Origin of the sequence: Methanoculleus sp. 10, from assembly GCF_913757945.1 — an archaeon.
GTDB lineage: Archaea > Halobacteriota > Methanomicrobia > Methanomicrobiales > Methanoculleaceae > Methanoculleus.
Genome location: NZ_CAJYDP010000008.1, coordinates 116,505 through 132,648, shown reverse-complemented (window position 1 = coordinate 132,648; position 16,144 = coordinate 116,505). Strand labels below are relative to the sequence as shown.

The window sequence follows — 16,144 nt, the reverse complement described above, 5'->3', positions numbered from 1 at the left end:
CCTTTATCAACTATTTCTCCCAAATATACCGTCATGGGTCTCATAGAAGACGCCCGGCGCGGCGTCGTCACCGAGGAGATGCGGATCGTCGCAGCAGCAGAAGGCGTAACCGAGGATTTTGTCAGGCGCGGCGTGGCCGAGGGCCACATCGTCATTCCGGTATCCCCCTACCGGAAGGTCAAGATCTGCGGTATCGGCGAGGGGCTCCGCACGAAGGTCAACGCGAGCATCGGGACATCGTCGGACATCATCGACGTCGATATGGAGGTCGAGAAGGCGCGGCAGGCCGAGCGTGCCGGTGCCGATACGCTGATGGAGCTCTCCACCGGCGGCGATTTTGCAGCGATCCGGCGCCGGGTCGTCGGGGCGACCACCCTCTCGGTCGGGTCGGTCCCGCTCTACCAGGCGTTCATCGAGGCCGCCCGGAAGCACGGGGCGGTCGTCCACATGGAGGAGGACGACCTCTTCCGGATCACGGCGGAGCAGGCGAAGCTCGGGACCAACTTCATGGCGATCCACACCGGGATCAACTACGAGACGATGAAGCGCCTGCAGAACCAGGGGCGGCACGGCGGGCTTGTCTCCCGGGGCGGGGCATTCATGACCGCGTGGATGCTCCACAACGAGAAGGAGAACCCGCTCTACGCGGAGTTTGATTATCTGGTCGAGATCCTGAAAGAGCACGAGGTCACCCTCTCGTTCGGCAACGGTATGCGGGCGGGGGCGGTCCACGACGCGACCGACCGTGCCCAGATCCAGGAACTGCTCATCAACGCGGAGCTCGCCGACAAGGCGCACGCACAGGGTGTGCAGGCGATCATCGAGGGGCCGGGGCACATCCCGGTCGACGAGATCGAGACGAACGTCGTCCTGCAAAAACGGGTCACGAACCGGAAGCCGTTCTACATGCTCGGGCCGCTCGTCACCGATATCGCGCCCGGCTACGACGACCGGGTGGCCGCGATCGGGGCCGCGCTCTCATCCTCCTACGGCGCCGACTTCATCTGCTACGTGACGCCGGCGGAGCACCTGGCGCTCCCCACGCCCGAGGAGGTCTACGAGGGCGTCATCAGTTCAAGGATCGCCGCCCACGTCGGTGATATGATCAAACTCAAGAAGCGGGACGCCGACCTCGAGATGGGGCACGCCCGCCGCGACCTCGACTGGGAGCGGCAGTTTGCGGTCGCGATCAATCCCGAACGCGCCCGCGCGATCCGGGCCGAGCGGATGCCGGCCGACGCCGACGCCTGCACGATGTGCGGGGACTACTGTGCGTTGAAGATCGTTGGAAAGCACTTTAACTTCTGATAGAGATCTGGTAGAGCGGGAGGGTGCTCCTCCGGGATCTCCTTTTTTGGGCATTATTTTCCGGATAGCAAAGGGTGCTCGTTCTTCCGGGTGGTGGACGGCACGGGCTGCAGAGCTATCGTGCTTTCTTGCTCTTTGCACGCATCGGAACGGCCACTATGGGCAAGTCCCGGTACAGTGGACCGTGGGGGTATCGCCCCTGTCTCCACCCTACAGATATGCCTGTAGCCCCATTTGAGCCTGCCTCGGCCTCCTCCCGCCCGGACCAAAAACCGCACCATTATCCTCCTCCCCGCCCACATTCCCATAAGAGGATAGCCAGATGAAACCCGATAACGAAGAACTTATCAACGATTTTCTCGCCCACGCAGACGACCTCGGCGACGACATCACTGAAGACGTAAAGGAGATGCTCGGCACCGTGCCGTTCATCTTCACCATCCTCCGGGACCGGCCGGACACGTTCGCGCTCTCCGCCATCGCCGATTACCGGATCTCCCGGCCCGCCTCCCTCGACCCGAAGACCGCTGAACTGATCGCCGTTGCGGCCGCCGCGGGAGCAGGGGCGGACAGCTGCCTGAAAGTGCATATGGAGGCCGCCCTGAAGGAAGGCGCATCCCGCGACGAGATCCTCGACACACTCCTGATCGCCGCTATGATCGGGAAGACCCGGGTCCTCGCATCCTCCCTGCGCCGGTTCAGGGAGGTCTGCGATGCGGAGCAGGCTTCAAAGAAGTAGGTTGCACGGTCCCCATCCCCGAGCGTGCATATTTTATGGTTTGATTGAGCCAAAACTTCCTACAATGAGCCAGACAAAAGCGGCCCTCCGCCAGCAGTCAAAGGAAACCCGATCTCTCCTCTCCCCTGCAGAGATCGCCGAGAACAGCCGTATCATCAGGCAAAGGCTCCTCGACCTCCTCAACGGGTTTGATACCGTCATGGTCTACGCCGCAAAAACCCCGGAGGTCGAGACGAAAGACCTGATCGCGGACTTAAATCGCCGGGGCGTGCGGGTCGTCGTGCCCATCATCGAGCGGGAGACCGCGAGCCTCCGCCTCTCCTACCTGCCGGACCCCGCGGTCCTTCGCCCGAGCACGTTCAACGTGCCCGAACCGATCGGCCACGAACTCCCGGCCCGGCCGGCGGACATCGAGGCCGTCGTCATACCGATGCTCGCCTTCGATGCCGCAGGAAACCGGCTCGGCTACGGTGCCGGGTACTACGACCGCTTCCTCTGCCGCTACCCGCACCTGCAGAGGATCGGCATCGCATTCTCCTGCCAGAGGACGGAGAGCATCCCTGCCGACGAAAACGACGTGAAGATGGATTGCATCGTTACAGAAACGGGGATTACCCGGTACAACAGGAGGGGAATCACAGAAAACTATAAATAGCTGACATCACTTACCTATGGTAAACCTAAAAGGAGGAGATTGTTCACATGGCTAACACCGAATCCGTTGAGGTGACCATCAAGGAGGCGGCTCATGAAGACGCCGGCCGGGGGATCGCCAGACTGAGCATCGACACCATGAAGGCGCTCGGCCTTGTCAGCGGCGACGTCATCGAGGTTGAGGGGCGCCAGAAGGCAGCGACGCTCATATGGCCGGGATTCCCGCAGGACACCGGCAAGGCGGTCCTGCGCATCGACGGCAGCACCCGGAGCAACGTCGGAGCCGGGATCGACGACAAAGTCCGGATCAGGAAGACCGAGGCCGGATACGCAAAGAAAGTGACCATCCAGCCGACCCAGCCCATCCGCCTCGTGGGCGGCGAGCAGTATCTGGGAAGACTCCTCCGCGGCCGACCGGTCACGGAAGGGCAGCACGTCCGGGTCAGCATCCTCGGGAACCCGCTCACGTTCGTCATCGCGAAGGTGGCCCCGAAAGGCATCGCCATCGTCACAGAAGGCACCGAGATCGAGCTCAAGGAGACCCCATACGAGCCCGAGAAGGGAAGGCGCGAGGCGGCGACCGACGTCCACTACGAGGACATCGGCGGCCTTGACCGGGAACTGCAGCTTGTCCGGGAGATGATCGAGCTCCCGCTCCGGCACCCCGAACTCTTCGAGCGTCTCGGTATCGAGCCTCCGAAAGGCGTCCTGCTCTACGGCCCGCCGGGGACGGGGAAGACGCTGATCGCAAAAGCGGTGGCAAACGAGGTGGACGCCCACTTCATCACGCTCTCGGGTCCCGAGATCATGAGCAAGTATTACGGTGAGTCCGAAGAGCGCCTGCGGGAGGTCTTTGAGGAGGCGCAGGAGAACGCGCCTTCGATCGTCTTCATCGACGAGATCGACTCGATCGCGCCTAAACGCGAGGAGGTGAAGGGCGAGGTCGAGCGCCGGGTCGTCGCCCAGCTCCTTGCCCTGATGGACGGGTTGAAGACCCGTGGCCAGGTGGTGGTGATCGCCGCAACGAACCTCCCGGATATGATCGACCCCGCCCTCCGGCGCGGCGGCCGGTTCGACCGCGAGATCGAGATCGGCATCCCGGACACCAAGGGAAGACAGCAGATCTTCCAGATCCACACGCGCGGCATGCCGCTTGCCGAGGACGTGAACCTCGACGACTACGCCCGCTCCACGCACGGTTTCGTCGGCGCGGATATCGCGCTGCTCGCAAAAGAGGCAGCGATGCACGCGCTCCGCCGGATCATACCCCAGATCAAGATCGAGGAGGAGATCCCCGCCGAGATCATCGACGAGCTCCGCGTTACAAACGAGGACTTCCTCGAAGCGCACAAGCACGTCGAGCCGAGCGCGATGCGGGAGGTGCTCGTAGAGATTCCCGACGTCAAATGGGAGGACGTCGGAGGTCTCGATGACGTCAAGGCCGAACTTGCGGAGGCCGTTGAGTGGCCGCTCAAATATCCGGAGATATTCGCCTCTCTCGACACCGAACCCCCCCGCGGGATCCTGCTCTTCGGTCCACCCGGGACGGGGAAGACCCTCCTTGCAAAGGCGGTCGCAAACGAGAGCGAAAGCAATTTCATCTCCGTTAAGGGGCCGGAACTCCTCTCGAAATGGGTCGGAGAGTCGGAACGCGGCGTTCGTCAGGTATTCAGGAAAGCGAGGCAAGCTGCGCCTTCGATTATCTTTTTCGACGAGATTGATGCGCTCATGCCAAAGCGCGGAGCTTATATAGGATCATCGCACGTAACTGAAAGTGTGGTAAGCCAGATCCTGACAGAGCTCGACGGCCTCGAGGAACTGAACAATGTCGTGGTTCTCGGCGCTACCAACCGCCCGGACATGTTGGACGAGGCGCTGCTCCGCCCCGGCAGGCTGGACCGGATCATCTACGTCCCGCCGCCCGACCGGGAGGGCAGAAAGAAGATCTTCGAGGTGTACCTCAGGAACCGGGAGATCCTCGCAAACGACGTCAACATCGACGAACTGGTCGACAGGACCGAGGGTTACGTCGGCGCCGACATCGAGGCGCTGGTCCGTGAAGCAAAGATCTCCGCCATGCGCGAGTTCATCTCTGCGATGGGCAAAAAGAGCGAGGACGAACGGAAGAAGGCGATCGGCAACGTGAGGATCACCAGAAAGCACTTCGAGGACGCCCTCTCCCGCGTGAGAGGCACGCTCGATATCGACCGGCTCGAAGAGAACGAACGCCACTCCTGGCAGATCCTCTACAACCAGGAGCAGCGGTCGGCGCTCGAGGACGCCGTCTCGACCATCAACCGTGCCCGGATGCGGGAGACGGGGAAGATCGAGCAGGAAGTCAAGGACCTCACGCAGGCCCTGAAAGATGGGGTCTACGCGCGGAAGAAAGACTTCGGCGAGATCAAGCGCCTCACCAAGGAGTTGAAGACCAGGATCGAACGCCCGCTGCCGCAGACGGCGATGGCGTTCTGACGGGAGCGCCCTGCACCCATGAGGCGCTCCCTCCCCGGGGGCCGGATGCCCCCATCGGCAGGGACAGAAAACAACGTGATGCACATGAGTGACAGCCCAGCAGACATCTTCCAGCAACTCAACGAGCTGATGAAACGCCTCATGGAACAGGGGCTCAAAGAGCAGGGAGATCAGAACAGGCCGTTTGCCTACGGGTTCAAGATCGTCCTCCACGATGCCGGCAGAACCGAAACCCCGGCAGAGGAGGCGGAGCCGGTAGCACAGCCCGAAAAAGCATCTTCCGAGGGAACCATCGAGCCGATAGCAGAGATGTACACGACCGACGACGAGGTGACGGTGGCAATCGATCTCCCGGGTTTCGAGAAGGAGAATATTCACCTGTCACTCATCAACGGTACGCTGACGATCATCGCCGGCAACAGCCAGCTGACCTCGGTGGGGGTCCCGGCCGTGGATGCCGGCTCGATGCAGTCGAACTACAAGCACGGTGTCCTGGAGGTCAGGTTCTCGCGGGGCAAATCGATCAGGATCGACTGACCGGCGAGCCGCCCGCCGGGAGGCAGCGGGGATATGCCGGGAGGCCGCACTCCCACCTTCTTCCGGCCGCATCCGGGCAATCCCTCCCGGGTGCGACGCGCACCCGCCACCGGGCCTCCCGGCGCGGGCACCCAAAACCCCGCTCACGGCGATACCCAAATTGCTCATAGGCCCTATTTGGGCGGCATAACCGGTAAACAGCATCTAAACGGCCCCGCACCCGCCGCCGGGCACGCCTGCCACGACGGATCGGTTCGCGGAGGATAGAGACGATCCCTAAAATCGGTTGCCGTAGCCAACCCTTTTTCTAGGCAACAACACCTACATATACACGAATACCTATCTAGTAGTCGTAAGGGCTACGCCTTTCCAGGTAATGGTGATTGAATGGTTAAGACCACCGTGTCCGTGATTAAAGCAGATATCGGCAGTTTTCCGGGGCACTCCCGCACCCACCCGAAGCTCCTCGAGGTGGCCGCCCGGAGGCTCAAAGAGGCAGAGGGCAGCACCATCATCGACTCGTACGTCACCCACTGTGGTGATGACCTCGAGTTGATCATGACGCACACAAAGGGCGAGGACAACGAAGAGATCCACAAACTGGCGTGGGACATCTTCATGGAATGTGCCGGGATCGCGAAAGAGATGAAACTCTACGGTGCCGGCCAGGACCTGCTCGGAGATGCGTTCAGCGGCAACGTCAAAGGGATGGGGCCCGGTGTCGCTGAGATGGAGTTTGAAGAGCGGGGTTCCGATCCGGTCCTGGTCTTCATGGCCGATAAGACCGAGCCCGGGGCGTGGAACTACTTCCTCTACAGGATCTTCGCCGACCCCTTCAGCACGTCCGGCCTCGTCATCGACCCGTCGATGCACCAGGGGTTCACCTTCGAGGTCCACGACGTCATGGAGAAGCGCAGGATCCTCTTCAACACGCCCGAAGAGTCCTACAGCCTCCTCGCCTACATCGGAGCGCCGAGCCGCTACGTGATCAAGTACGTCCGGAAGAAGGACGGCACGGTTGCGGCATCCACGAGCACCCAGCGGCTGAACCTGATGGCCGGCCGCTATGTGGGGAAGGACGACCCGGTTATGGTCGTCAGGGCGCAGAGCGGATTCCCGGCGGTCGGCGAGGTCATCGACCCCTTCAGGACGCCCATTCTTGTGGCCGGGTGGATGCGCGGCTCGCACCACGGGCCGTTCATGCCGGTGGGCGTCTGTGACGCGAACTGCACCGCATTCGACGGGCCGCCCCGGGTCATCTGCCTCGGGTTCCAGGTCAGCAACGGCAAACTGATCGGGCCTGCAGATATGTTCGACGACCCGGCGTTTGACCGCGTCCGCGACCGGTGCTGCGAGCTCTCCGATGTGCTCCGGGCTCACGGGCCGTTCGAACCGCACCGCCTCTCGCTTGAGGAGATGGAGTACACCACCCTCCCGGGCGTCGAGAAGCAGTTCAAGGACCGCTGGGAAGATCTTCCCGAATAACCCTTTTTCTGTTTTGCAGACTCCGGAAGGGGTCCTGCCACCCGCCTCCGTCGCGGGCGGGGGGTACCCCCGGCTGTGTGACGAGCCGTCCATACGTCCGTTCGGCGATGCAGTCGCGCGCGTCACGAGCTGCACACCGTTGCCTCTCGCAAAGACCTGTGTGGTCGTTGGCGGTCCGCTTCAGGTCCCGATGCCGCCAGAATGCACCGAGCCGGCGCACCATGCCCGCCGGGCCCCTCTGGTGTCCGCGCGAGAGAGACGGTCCCGCCTCTCGTCATGAGGGTTCATCCGCCGATCCGGGGCTGAAAGGTCAGAGCGAGTCGAGGCTGACCGCGCTGAACTCGTCGGTGACCGCGTTGATGTCTTTTACGCCGAACGCGGTCTGGACCGTGGCAAGTTCGAGGTCGCGCGCCGCGTCGCACATATAATCGATGATATCGACCGAGAGCTCGCGTCTCTGTTTGGACTTGCGGAGCTGGTCGACGAGAAACGCCATCCTCTCGGGAGACTCCATGCGGAGCTTGGCGAGGCTCACGACGCACATATAGATCCGGGTCAGGTTCCTGTCCGTCCCGGTGATGGTATCGAAGAAGTTCCGGAGGACCTGCGCCTGGTAGACCTCGCCACTCATGGTGATCGGATATTCCTCAATTCGATATTAAAATCTGCCGGTTTATATTCTCCCGCGAGGACACGGATGAGGGGGCCTGCCCCTCTCCCCGGCGCCGGGTTCACTTCCGGACGCTGACGATCTTGATGATGTCGCCGGTCTTCAGTTCGAGGGTATCCTTGACCCGCATCCCGGTCTTCGCGTCGATGGCGTAGAGGAACCCCTCGCCGATATCGGTATGGACCTGGTAGGCGAGGTCGCGGGGGGTCGACCCGCGCTTCATGAGGAAGGCATCGGGGAGCACCCGGCCCTTGCCGTCGGTGAGTTTATGCTCGTCCTCGACCGGGAAGACGACGATCATATCAAGGAGGTTGAAGACCGCGGCATCCAGCGCCTGCTGGACGCCGGTGCCGTCGAACCTCTGCATGAACTCTGCCACCTTTGCGAGCCCGGCCCGCTGCGCGGCGCTGAGGCTTGTCTCCGGGTTTGCCGTGAAACTCCGGTCCCCGGGGAGGTAACGGATGAACTTCCCCTCCGCGGCCATCCGGAGCGCGAGTTCCCCGGCAGCGCTCGCGAAGACGACGTCGTGCTTCGCGAGCCGGTCCAGGCACTCCTTCGGCGCCAGGTCGGCTTTGTTCCCGACGATCAGCATCGGCTTGCTGATCGCCATCAGTTCCCGGCAGAACCGGATGAGGCCCTCCTCCCCGGCAGTCCTGAGGTCGACACCCGCCCCCTCCGTGGCGTCGCGGACGTGCTCGAGCGTCACCCCGAGGCCGGCAAAGGTATCGGCGATCGCGGCGGCGAGGGAGAAGTCCCGCGCCTGGGCCTGCCGCTGGAGTTTCGCCCAGTTGCGCGAGAGAATGCCGTACATCCACATCGAGAACTCGTACTGGAGGAACTCGATGTCCTTTACGGGGTCGCGCGATCCGATACCGACCGGGTTCCCCTCGGCGTCCGTCCCGCCGCTGGCATCGACGATCTGGAGGATCGCATCCGCCTGCCGGAGGTTGTCGAGGAACTGGTTCCCAAGCCCCCTCCCCTTGTGCGCCTCGGGCACGAGGCCCGCCACGTCGATCAGCCCGATGGGGACGAACCGGACCCCGTCGAGGCAGTTCCCGCACGGGACGTGCATCTCCCGGCAGGGGCAGGCGGTCCTGACGTATGCGACGCCGTGGTTGGCGTCGATCGTCGTGAACGGATAGTTGGCGATCTCTACCTGGGCCAGGGTCGCCGCCCTGAAAAACGTCGATTTGCCGCAGTTGGGTTTTCCTGCAATGGCCAGTGTGATCATGAGCAACTCCTATCTATATTGCACCGTTCGGCTTGAGAGTAGTGTTGGGTTATGCACCATTTATCTTCTTCTTTCACGGATTGTGCGGCCCGGATTGTGCCGTTCGGGAGATTGCAGCCGACAGCCCCGCCGGGCCGATGCTCGTCCGCTCTCCCCACCGCGATCCCGCACACCGCCCCATCTCCCCGAAAATCATCCTCCGGGGCCGGGACGGGGGATTCAATAAGGAGCGGGAACAACATGACTGCATGGGCTTCGTAACCAGAAATACCTACTACTTCGATGCCCCCGGTGCACAGAACACTGCCGACGCCGCCCGGTTCGCCGTCGAGAGGGCGCGGGAGCTCGGCGTCAGGAAGATCGTCGTCGCGAGCACCAGCGGCCGGACGGCGCTGGCCTTCCAGGATGCCGTGAAGGAGACGGACCTTCGCCTGATCGTCGTCACCCACGTGGTCGGTTTCTCAAGACCGGGCGAATGGGAGTTTTCCGGGGAGGCGGCGGAGACCCTCCGGGCAGCGGGTGTAGCGATCGTCACCGGCACGCACGCGCTCTCCGGGCTTGAACGCGCGATCTCCCGCTCCCCGAGACTCGGCGGGAGTTCGCGCACCGAGGCGGTCGCCGAGGCGCTGCGGCGCGTCGTTGCGGTCGGCCTGAAGGTCGCGGTGGAGTGTGTCCTCATCGCGGCAGACCAGGGCGTGGTCGGCGTCGACGAAGAGGTGATCGCGGTGGGCGGCACCATAAGCGGCGCCGATACCGTCTGCGTCATCCGCCCGGCGCATACCGCATCGTTCTTCGACCTGCAGGTCCGCGAGATCGTCGCCATGCCGAGAGTCCGGTGAAGATGACGCTCGACTCGCTCTCCAGCGCCGCCGGACTCCTCCGGCAGCACCCCATCCTCTGGTCGGTCGGCATCGTCATGGGCGCCCTCGGGGTCATCGACCTCGTCGTCCCCGTGTACGGCGGGACCTTCTACGCCGAGCCCCTGGCACTCCTGCAGGTCCTCGTGATGCCGTTTTTAGCCGGCGGGGTCTACGGCACGATCAGGGAGGACTCGTTCTCCGCCGGGGAGTTCCTGCAGTCCGGCCGCACCTACTACTTCCGGATACTCCTGCCCGCGCTGCTCATCTTCTTTGCAGCCGTCCTGACGGTCTTCCTGCTCGCGGTCCCGCTCGCGCTTCTTGGCGCCGGTGCCGCCTCGGGTATGGCGCCGCTCCTCTTCGGGGTGCTCGTCTCGATCGTCTTCTTCACGTTCTTCTACGACACCGTGGCGGTCTTTGAAGAGACGAACGTCTTTGAGTCGATCCGGCGGAGCATCGAGTTCGTCATGAACAACCTCGGCAGCGTCCTCATCTTCTACCTGGTAAACATCGTCGTCCTCGTGGGCATCGGCTTTGCCGGCCTCGTCGCCATCTCCGCCCTGCTTGTCGACAAACTCGAACCGCTCACCCGCATGAGCCCCCCCGAACTCCAGGCGGTGACGCCGCAGGACCTCCTCGGGCTTATCGGGACCGAGGGGATATGGATCATCGCGGCCGTCTATGCGGTCGTGATCGTGCTCTTCTCGGCCTTCCTCTACGCTTACAAGGCGAGTTTCTTCCGGAACCACGCCGAAGGCATCCGCATACAGCAGGGAGAGTACGACGAGAAGGGCCGGTGGTATAAGTACTGACGGGTGCCTCACGGGGGCACCCACGTGGTTTGGGGCGGTCGGGATCGAGAGCCCGGCCCGGTTCTCTAACATCGGTTGCGTGCCGCAGCACCACCGGAGAATTGCCGGGAGCGCGCCTTCGGCGGCTCATACCAGGAGATAGATCAGCATCCCCGAAACCCCGCCAAAGAACGTGGCGGTGAGGTTCGTGCCCGAGTTCCCGATTCTGCCGCTGTTTTCGAGCGTTGCGCCAACCAGGCTGTCGACGTTCGTGCCGACAAAGCCGGCGACGACCGTGACGACGGCCATCCTGGGGTCGGCGACGCCCATCACCCAGGCGGCGGCGGCGACGATGGCGGATGCGGCGACGGCCGCAACCTCGCCCCGCAGGGTCACCCCCCCGTTCGTCCCCCGGGGCACCGGCCGGAGCGTCGTGATCAGGTAGGGCGTCTTCCCCGTGACCCCGATCTCGCTTGCGGCGGTATCGGCGGCGGCGGAGGCGACGCTCCCCATGAAGAGCGCCGCAAACGCCGGGTTCCCGGTTACGCCGTAGAGTATGGCGGCGCCCGTTGCCACGAGGCCGTTTGCAAAGACGTTGAAGTAGCCGCGCACACCCGCGTGCTCCTGGGCGACCCCGAGCCTCTCCTTATCGGCGTAGCGGTACCGGGTCGCCCCGGCGCCGATGATGAAGAAGGTGAGCATGATCAGGAACCACCGCACGTCCGCAAAGACGATGAGGATGATCCCGATCATGGCACCCGAGAAGAGGCCGCTGACGTCGGCCACCCGGAACCGGTAAGAGGTGTAGCCGAACCCGAACGCTATCACGGCCGCGGCGACGAGGATGGTCAGGTCGACCTGGAAGTTGATCTCCTCAAAGAGGAACATGGTCATCGCGACACCGAGCGCCTCGATCATCAGGGCATCGTCCCGGTTCCGGAGGACCGCCCGGAGCAGCACCGCGGCGACAACCCCCATCACGACGACGAGCGGAGCGCTGTACCGGAGGTAGAGCATCACCGCAAGCGATACGCCGATGGCGGCAGCCAGGTGGTAGAGGTAGGACGCCGGTCTCCCTCCCGTGAGCCGGAAGGCGAGCTCGCCGATGACGACGATGCCGAGCGTGCAGGTGAAGACGAACGTCGAGAGCCACCCAAGCCCGTAGAGTGCGGCGAGCGCGATGATCGAGAGCGAGACGTACCGGGTGTCCCGGATGAGGAAGAGGACGAGCGAGAACGGGATGAGGAGGAGGGTGAGCAGCCATGCCGGCTGGAGCAGGGGGGCAAGGCCTATAAAGGCGAGGGTGAGCACCGATGCCAGGACCAACCCCAGCGGCTTTGTCATTCGTATACCTTTGGCGGTGCAGGGAAAAAGCCTTTAGGGTCGAACGTCCGCCCTCTTCCCTCTCCCGGGAGGTGAAAGCCCTGACGGGAGCGGCGGGCCCGGATAGGGCACGGCGCACCCGGCGACGCCAAACCTCCGTCGAACAATATATTTCACAGGAACGAGAGAGATCATACGCTGAAAATGTCGCCGTCACACCAACTACCAAAAAACTACGATATCGAAGAAGTGGAGAGGCGCTGGCAGAATACCTGGCGGGATGAGGAGAACTATTTCGATCCCGATTCAACGAAACCCCGGTTCATCATCGATACGCCGCCGCCGTACCCCACCGGCAACTTCCATATCGGGAACGCCTTAAACTGGTTCTACATCGACTTTGTCGCGCGATACAAGCGTATGCGCGGCTTCAACGTCATGTTCCCGCAGGGGTGGGATTGCCACGGCCTCCCCACCGAGGTGAAGGTCGAGGAAACCTACGGGATCACCAAAAACGACGTACCGCGGGATAAGTTCCGGGAGATGTGCCGCGACCTCACGCTTTCGAACATCGAGAAGATGCGGGCGACCATGCGACGACTCGGGTTCTCCACCGACTGGAGCCACGAGTACGTCACCATGCTCCCGGAGTACTACAAAAAGACCCAGGCATCGTTCCTGCAGATGCTCAAAGCCGGCGACATCTACCAGAGCGAGCATCCGGTGAACTTCTGCACCCGGTGCGAGACGGCCATCGCGTTCGCCGAGGTCAACTACGCCCCCCGCACGACCACGCTCAACTACTTCGACTTCGACGGCATCGAGATCGCCACCACCCGGCCCGAACTCCTCGCGGCCTGCGTCGCTGTGGCGGTCCACCCCGACGACGAGCGGTATCGCGGTATGAAGGGGAAGACGCTCGCGGTCCCCATCTTCGGGCACCGTGTGCCGGTCATCGAGGACGTCGCGGTCGATCCGGGCTTCGGCAGCGGCGCGGTGATGATCTGTACGTTCGGGGACAAGACGGACGTCTACTGGTGGAAGCAGCACGATCTGGACCTTCGGAAGGCAATCGACCGGCAGGGCGTCATGACCGCTGTAGCGGGCCCCTACGCCGGGATGTCGTCGGATGCCTGCAGGCAGGCGATCCTCCGGGATATGGACGAGGCGGGGATCCTGAAGCGCCAGGAAGAGCTCGAGCAGCGGGTGGGAACCTGCTGGCGGTGCAAGACCCCGATCGAGATCCTCTCGGAGCGCCAGTGGTTTGTCCGGGTCCACCAGGACGAGATCCTTGAAGCGGCCCGGAAGATCACCTGGCTGCCGGGGCATATGTTCACCCGGCTCGAGAACTGGGCGGAGTCGATGGAGTGGGACTGGTGCATATCCCGGCAGCGGATCTTCGCGACGCCGATCCCGGTCTGGTTCTGCGACACCTGCGGCGAGATGATCCTTCCGGCCGTGGAGGACCTCCCGGTCGACCCGACGGCCGACACGCCCAGAGCCCCCTGCCCGCGGTGCGGCGGCACCCGGTTCACCGGCGAGAAGGATGTGCTCGACACCTGGATGGACTCGTCGATATCGGCGCTCCATGTCACCGGGTGGGACGGGAGCGGCAGACCGCCGCTCTTCCCGGCGCAGCTGCGCCCCCAGGGGCACGACATCATACGGACATGGGCGTTCTACACGATCCTCCGGTCAAAAGCCCTGGTCGGCAGCCATCCCTGGGACCAGATCCTCGTCAACGGCATGGTGCTCGGGGACGACGGGTTCAAGATGAGCAAGAGCAGGAACAACATCATCTCCCCCGAGGAGGTCGCCGGGAAGTACGGGGCGGACGCGCTCAGGCAGTGGGGTGCCGGAGGCGCGGCGATCGGCTCAGACATCATGTTCAACTGGAACGACGTCATCGCCGCATCAAGGTTCCAGACCAAACTCTGGAACATCTTCAGGTTCGTCATGGGGCACCTGGAACGGGAGACCGATCCGGCGGCGCCGGTGACGGAACTCATCGACCGGTGGCTCCTCGTCCGGCTCTCCGATACCGTTCTGGAAGCCACCGCCGCGATGGAAGGCTACCAGTTCGACCGGGCGCTCAGGGCGATCCGGGAGTTTGCCTGGAACACCCTCGCCGATGACTACATCGAGATCGCAAAGGGCCGCCTGTACGCGGAGGAGGACGGCAGGGCGAGCGCCGCGAGCGCACTCCGGACGACCATGGACGTCCTCTGCCGCCTCCTCGCCCCGATCATACCGCACTTCGCCGAGGAGTGCTACCATACCCTGACCGGAAGGAGCGTGCACAAAGAGGCCTGGCCCGACTTTGCCTACGCTGACGACGAAGCGCGGCGCCACGGCGACCTCCTCGTGAAGACGGTCGCCGAACTCCGGCGCTACAAGCACGACCGGGGCATGGCCCTGAACGCGCCGCTCGGCCACGTGACGGTCTACGCGCCGGAGCCGGTCGACGACGCCGGCGACGCTGGTCGTGCGCTCGCCGCCGACGCCCGGTGGTGCACCGGCACCCCCCGGCTCGAAGAGGTCGCAGACGGCGTGGACTTCAATATGGCAATCATCGGCCCGGCGCTCAGGAAGCAGGCCCGTGGGTTCATGGAGGCCGTCCGGGCGCTCCCGCCGGAGCTGCTCAAAAACCCGCCCGCGACCGTCACCGTCGATGGTGCGGAGATCCCGGTGCCGCCCGGCTCCTTCACGCCGAAGGTCGCCTACCGGGTGGCAGGCGAAGAGGTGGATGTCCTCACGCTCGGGGACGTTGTCGTGACGATCGGACATTCGTCCTGATCTCGTCGGCGATGAACCGGGCGACCTCCTCTTTTCCGAGCAGCGCGTCGACGACGACAAACCGTGCGGGGTCGGACGCCGCAAGGTCCAGATAGTTCTCCTGCACACGCGCGAGGATCCCGGCGTTCTCGAAATACTCCCTCTTCTTTTCAGGGTCAAGCCTCGCGACGGCGTCCTCGACCGGCAGGACCAGCAGGAACGTCCGGTCCGGCCGGATCGACCACCCATCGTGGATCCGGCGGAGCCAGAGGAGCGGGTCGGGGAGGACGCCGTCGAGGACGACGGGCTGGTAGGCGAACCGGGAGTCGGAGTAGCGGTCGGAGACGACGAGCCGACCGGCATCGAGCGCGGGCCGGATCACCGTATCGATGTGCGCGGCGTGGTCGGCGCAGAAGAGCAGCGCCTCGGTGATCGGGTCCATCCGCTCGGCGACCGCCCGGCGCACGGACTCCCCCACCCAGGTCGCCCCGGGCTCGCGGGTGAAGAGGGGGTCGAGGTCGGCAATCAGCTCCCGGAGGCGGGCGAGAAGCGTGCTCTTGCCGCTCCCGTCGATCCCCTCGATGGTGATCAGCACGGGTGCCCCCTCCGGACCCATTCGAGCGGCACCGTGCCGTGGTGGACGGCGGTCGCAACGATCGCCCCATCGAACCCGGCGTCGGCGAGGAGGTGGATGTCGTCCGTCCCGGCGACGCCGCCCCCGTAGAGGAGGCGACCAGGATAGCACGCCCGCATCCCCTCGAGGTCTTCCCGGACGAGGCCCCGCTCTGTCCCCACGGCGCCGATGTTGAGGATGATGCACCCCTCAAACGAGAGCCCCGACGCACGGCGGAGCACCTCTTCCGGCCGGATGCCCCAGGGGAGAACCCGGCCTCCTTTGACGTCGATGCTGAGGTAGCCGGCCCGGTAGGCCGCGAGGTCTTCAAACGCTCTCGCCGCCGTCTCGGTGCCGACGACCGGCGTCACCCCGGTGACCGCCGTGCAGTCGGCAGGCGACCGGACGCCCCGGTCGAGGTAGCACCGTTCGACCAGGGCGGCGCAGCGCCGGACGAGATCGTCCTGCGGGGTTTGGCCCTGGATGCTCTCGAGGTCCGCGATGTAGAGATACCGGGGCCGGAGGGCGGAGACGTAGGCCTCCGGCTCGGCCGACGGGGCAAGCCCCCATGTCAGGGGATGGTAGCCGGCGCGGTCGCCCGATCTTCCGTGCACAACAAGACCTCCCGCCAGATCGACTGCAAGAATCAGTTCCATGTCCTCAACGCAATCACTATTAGGGTGAAGGAT

General features: G+C 64.1%; 14 protein-coding genes. 9 read left to right on the top strand and 5 right to left on the bottom strand.

Annotated features, from left to right (window positions below):
• Window positions 1–33 precede the first annotated feature (33 nt).
• From thiC to fbp, 6 genes are all read left to right on the top strand, one after another.
• Complete coding sequence (gene thiC, locus QZ408_RS10745) at window positions 34–1,308, top strand: phosphomethylpyrimidine synthase ThiC (RefSeq protein WP_292491464.1); 1,275 nt, start codon at window positions 34–36, stop codon at window positions 1,306–1,308.
• 322 nt (window positions 1,309–1,630) lie between these two features.
• The gene (locus QZ408_RS10740; protein ID WP_292491463.1) at window positions 1,631–2,047 is read left to right on the top strand and encodes a carboxymuconolactone decarboxylase family protein; all 417 of its coding nucleotides are present in this window, start codon (window positions 1,631–1,633) and stop codon (window positions 2,045–2,047) included.
• A gap of 64 nt (window positions 2,048–2,111) precedes the next feature.
• Window positions 2,112–2,702, top strand: a complete 591-nt coding sequence (locus tag QZ408_RS10735; protein WP_292491462.1) for a 5-formyltetrahydrofolate cyclo-ligase — start codon at window positions 2,112–2,114, stop codon at window positions 2,700–2,702.
• Window positions 2,703–2,749: 47 nt separating this feature from the next.
• A complete protein-coding gene (locus QZ408_RS10730) occupies window positions 2,750–5,173 on the top strand; it encodes a CDC48 family AAA ATPase (protein ID WP_292491461.1) in 2,424 nt (807 codons plus the stop codon).
• A gap of 84 nt (window positions 5,174–5,257) precedes the next feature.
• Entirely contained in the window at window positions 5,258–5,710 is a 453-nt protein-coding gene (locus QZ408_RS10725) for an Hsp20/alpha crystallin family protein (protein ID WP_292491460.1), read from the top strand.
• A gap of 387 nt (window positions 5,711–6,097) precedes the next feature.
• Window positions 6,098–7,195, top strand: coding sequence for a fructose-1,6-bisphosphate aldolase/phosphatase (gene fbp / locus QZ408_RS10720; RefSeq protein ID WP_292491459.1), 1,098 nt, complete (start codon window positions 6,098–6,100; stop codon window positions 7,193–7,195).
• A 310-nt stretch (window positions 7,196–7,505) separates the two neighbouring features.
• Here the strand turns inward: fbp and QZ408_RS10715 are convergent, their stop codons facing one another.
• On the bottom strand, window positions 7,506–7,826 hold the full coding sequence (locus QZ408_RS10715) for a hypothetical protein (RefSeq protein ID WP_292491458.1): 321 nt from the start codon (window positions 7,824–7,826) through the stop codon (window positions 7,506–7,508).
• Window positions 7,827–7,926: 100 nt separating this feature from the next.
• Window positions 7,927–9,096: a redox-regulated ATPase YchF gene (locus QZ408_RS10710; RefSeq protein ID WP_292491457.1), complete on the bottom strand. Its 1,170-nt coding sequence runs from the start codon at window positions 9,094–9,096 to the stop codon at window positions 7,927–7,929.
• A 248-nt stretch (window positions 9,097–9,344) separates the two neighbouring features.
• On the opposite strand from QZ408_RS10710, the gene QZ408_RS10705 reads away from it, so the two are divergent.
• Together QZ408_RS10705 and QZ408_RS10700 are read left to right on the top strand one after the other, a co-directional pair.
• Window positions 9,345–9,935, top strand: a complete 591-nt coding sequence (locus tag QZ408_RS10705) for a pyruvate kinase alpha/beta domain-containing protein (protein ID WP_292491455.1) — start codon at window positions 9,345–9,347, stop codon at window positions 9,933–9,935.
• A gap of 2 nt (window positions 9,936–9,937) precedes the next feature.
• Window positions 9,938–10,765: a hypothetical protein gene (locus tag QZ408_RS10700; RefSeq protein ID WP_292491454.1), complete on the top strand. Its 828-nt coding sequence runs from the start codon at window positions 9,938–9,940 to the stop codon at window positions 10,763–10,765.
• Window positions 10,766–10,891: 126 nt separating this feature from the next.
• On the opposite strand, the gene QZ408_RS10695 is transcribed toward QZ408_RS10700, so the two are convergent.
• Window positions 10,892–12,088, bottom strand: coding sequence for a DUF92 domain-containing protein (locus QZ408_RS10695; protein ID WP_292491453.1), 1,197 nt, complete (start codon window positions 12,086–12,088; stop codon window positions 10,892–10,894).
• A gap of 183 nt (window positions 12,089–12,271) precedes the next feature.
• Here QZ408_RS10695 and QZ408_RS10690 point away from each other — a divergent pair, with 183 nt between their 5' ends.
• Complete coding sequence (locus tag QZ408_RS10690) at window positions 12,272–14,863, top strand: valine--tRNA ligase (RefSeq protein ID WP_292491452.1); 2,592 nt, start codon at window positions 12,272–12,274, stop codon at window positions 14,861–14,863.
• Here the strand turns inward: QZ408_RS10690 and tmk are convergent.
• Together tmk and QZ408_RS10680 are read right to left on the bottom strand one after the other, a co-directional pair.
• A complete protein-coding gene (gene tmk / locus QZ408_RS10685; protein ID WP_292491451.1) occupies window positions 14,820–15,437 on the bottom strand; it encodes a dTMP kinase in 618 nt (205 codons plus the stop codon). The genes QZ408_RS10690 and tmk overlap by 44 nt on opposite strands.
• Window positions 15,431–16,111, bottom strand: coding sequence for a HisA/HisF-related TIM barrel protein (locus tag QZ408_RS10680; RefSeq protein ID WP_292491449.1), 681 nt, complete (start codon window positions 16,109–16,111; stop codon window positions 15,431–15,433). Before QZ408_RS10680 ends, tmk begins: the two co-directional genes overlap by 7 nt.
• Window positions 16,112–16,144: the final 33 nt, after the last annotated feature.

Bases quoted from the DNA above. Each gene is read 5' to 3' on its own strand.
- thiC (WP_292491464.1), top strand. From the start codon at position 34: ATGGGTCTCATAGAAGACGCCCGGCGCGGCGTCGTCACCGAGGAGATG.
- QZ408_RS10740 (WP_292491463.1), top strand. From the start codon at position 1,631: ATGAAACCCGATAACGAAGAACTTATCAACGATTTTCTCGCCCACGCA.
- QZ408_RS10735 (WP_292491462.1), top strand. From the start codon at position 2,112: ATGAGCCAGACAAAAGCGGCCCTCCGCCAGCAGTCAAAGGAAACCCGA.
- QZ408_RS10730 (WP_292491461.1), top strand. From the start codon at position 2,750: ATGGCTAACACCGAATCCGTTGAGGTGACCATCAAGGAGGCGGCTCAT.
- QZ408_RS10725 (WP_292491460.1), top strand. From the start codon at position 5,258: ATGAGTGACAGCCCAGCAGACATCTTCCAGCAACTCAACGAGCTGATG.
- fbp (WP_292491459.1), top strand. From the start codon at position 6,098: ATGGTTAAGACCACCGTGTCCGTGATTAAAGCAGATATCGGCAGTTTT.
- QZ408_RS10715 (WP_292491458.1), bottom strand. From the start codon at position 7,826: ATGAGTGGCGAGGTCTACCAGGCGCAGGTCCTCCGGAACTTCTTCGAT.
- QZ408_RS10710 (WP_292491457.1), bottom strand. From the start codon at position 9,096: ATGATCACACTGGCCATTGCAGGAAAACCCAACTGCGGCAAATCGACG.
- QZ408_RS10705 (WP_292491455.1), top strand. From the start codon at position 9,345: ATGGGCTTCGTAACCAGAAATACCTACTACTTCGATGCCCCCGGTGCA.
- QZ408_RS10700 (WP_292491454.1), top strand. From the start codon at position 9,938: ATGACGCTCGACTCGCTCTCCAGCGCCGCCGGACTCCTCCGGCAGCAC.
- QZ408_RS10695 (WP_292491453.1), bottom strand. From the start codon at position 12,088: ATGACAAAGCCGCTGGGGTTGGTCCTGGCATCGGTGCTCACCCTCGCC.
- QZ408_RS10690 (WP_292491452.1), top strand. From the start codon at position 12,272: ATGTCGCCGTCACACCAACTACCAAAAAACTACGATATCGAAGAAGTG.
- QZ408_RS10680 (WP_292491449.1), bottom strand. From the start codon at position 16,111: ATGGAACTGATTCTTGCAGTCGATCTGGCGGGAGGTCTTGTTGTGCAC.